The sequence below is a fragment of the Oceanibaculum indicum P24 genome, assembly GCF_000299935.1.
GTDB lineage: Bacteria > Pseudomonadota > Alphaproteobacteria > Oceanibaculales > Oceanibaculaceae > Oceanibaculum > Oceanibaculum indicum.
The window spans coordinates 1-1,979 of the sequence record NZ_AMRL01000059.1 but is presented as its reverse complement, the minus strand read 5'-3'; the positions used below and the strand labels follow the sequence as shown (position 1 = coordinate 1,979).

Genomic DNA, 1,979 nt, shown 5'->3' with positions numbered 1-1,979 from the left:
GGGGAAATAAGCGATGGCGACGGTGACGGGTACGGGTGCGAGCGATTATCTGGTTGGTAGTGCCGACGGGGATCTGGTGAATGGCGGTCTGGGGAATGACACGATCCGGGGTCTTGGCGGCAACGACACGCTGAACGGGGCGGAGGGTGCCGACGACATCGATGGCGGCGACGGCAATGACTGGCTGATCGGGTCTGGCGGCAATGACGTGCTGCAGGGCGGCATGAATGCCGACACGCTGGAAGGCGGTGCGGGCAATGACGTGCTGCGCGGCGGCAAGGGTCATGACTCGATCGTCGGCGGCGATGGCGACGACACGCTGTATTCCGGGCTTGGCCAGGACACGCTGACCGGCGGCTCGGGGGCGGACGTGTTCGTGCTGCGCGGGGCGGATGCCAACTTCCCCGGCGCGCTGAAGACCCCGACCATCACCGACTTCGTGGCCGGCAGCGACCGTGTTGCCATCGAGGGGGCGACGGATGCCGATATCACCACCGCGCTGGCGGGGCAGACCACGGTCGAGGGCGGTGTGTCCTTCACGATCGCGGGGGCGACCATCACCGTGAAGGGCAGCGGCCTGACCACGCTGAGCACGGCCAATGTCGTGACCACCGCTACGGTGGACCAGGCGCCGGTCGCGGGCCAGACGCTGACGCTGACGACGGCGACCGACGTGATCACCGGCGGCGAGGGCAATGACACCATCATCGGCGAGTTCACCGGCACGACCACGGTGAACGCGGCCGACCAGATCGATGGCGGTGCGGGCACCGACACGCTGAAGCTCTATGGCACGCCGGGCAACTTCCCGGCCGGTACGAAGAATATCGAGGTGCTGAACTACGTCACCCCGGGCAACAACGACATCAATCTGGGCACGGCGAGCGCGCCCTCGGGCGTCACCCGGGTGCAGGTCGACCAGGTCAATGCGACCGGCGGCAAGTCGATCACCACGACCGGCTATAATGGCGTGACGCTGGACCTGGCGACGCTGAACAATGGCAGCGCGGGCGGCGCGCTGACCTGGGCGGCCAGCACCACCGACACGACGCTGAACCTGGAGCTGTCGGGCTACAGCAACGCGACGGCGCAGAACCTGACCGTCACCGGGGCGGCGGCGACCACGCTGAACGTCACCACCGACACGGCGGCCAGCAAGATCGCCACGCTGACCGGTCCGGCGACGGCCACCACGGTGAACCTGGCGGTCGGCTCGGGCGCCGCCCTGTCGGTCACCTCGCTGGCGGCCTCGGCGGCCAAGACGGTGAATGTCTCGGGTGCCGGCAAGGCGACGATCTCCGGCTCCGACCTGGCGGCGACGGTGACGGTGGATGCCTCGGCCAATACCGGCGGCGTTGCCTATACCGGCGAGGCCGGCTCGACCCTGACCTTCAAGGGCGGCTCGGGGTCGGACCAGGTGACGGCGGCGGTTGCCGACCTGACCACGGCGGACGCGCTGGATGGCGGGGCGGGCAGCGATGCGCTGGCCCTGTCGACGGCGGCGACGCTGACCTCCAAGTCTGCTGCGGCCGGCGTGAATGATGCGGTGAACTTCGAGAGCCTGGTCGTGACCACCGGCAACAACCAGGTCGATGTCGGGTTCATCACCAATGGCATCGCCAACTTCAAGACCAGCGGCAACGCCACGCTGACGGCGACCAACTCGCTGTCGACCACGACCTATACCGTCGATAACAGCGCGGGCAACACCGGCACTCTGTCGATCGGCAACAAGGTGGGCGAGATCAGCACCGCGCTCACGCTGGATGCGGGCTCCGCGCCGGCGGCGAAGACGCTGACCAGCCTGACGCTGGCGGGGGCGACCAGCGTGTCGCTGGTGTCGACCGGTACCGGCACGGGGGCGGCGAACGTGATCACCACGCTGGCCAATGCCGACAACTCGGTAATCACCATCACCGGCTCGAAGGATCTGACGATCACCAACGCCATTGCCGGCACGGCGACCGGCTCGAAGGTGG

General features: G+C 68.1%; 1 protein-coding gene. It reads left to right on the top strand.

Going from position 1 to position 1,979, the window contains the following annotated elements; translation table 11 throughout:
* Positions 1-13 precede the first annotated feature (13 nt).
* On the top strand, positions 14-1,979 hold a 1,966-nt coding region (locus P24_RS18910), incomplete at its 3' end, for a beta strand repeat-containing protein (protein WP_008946355.1).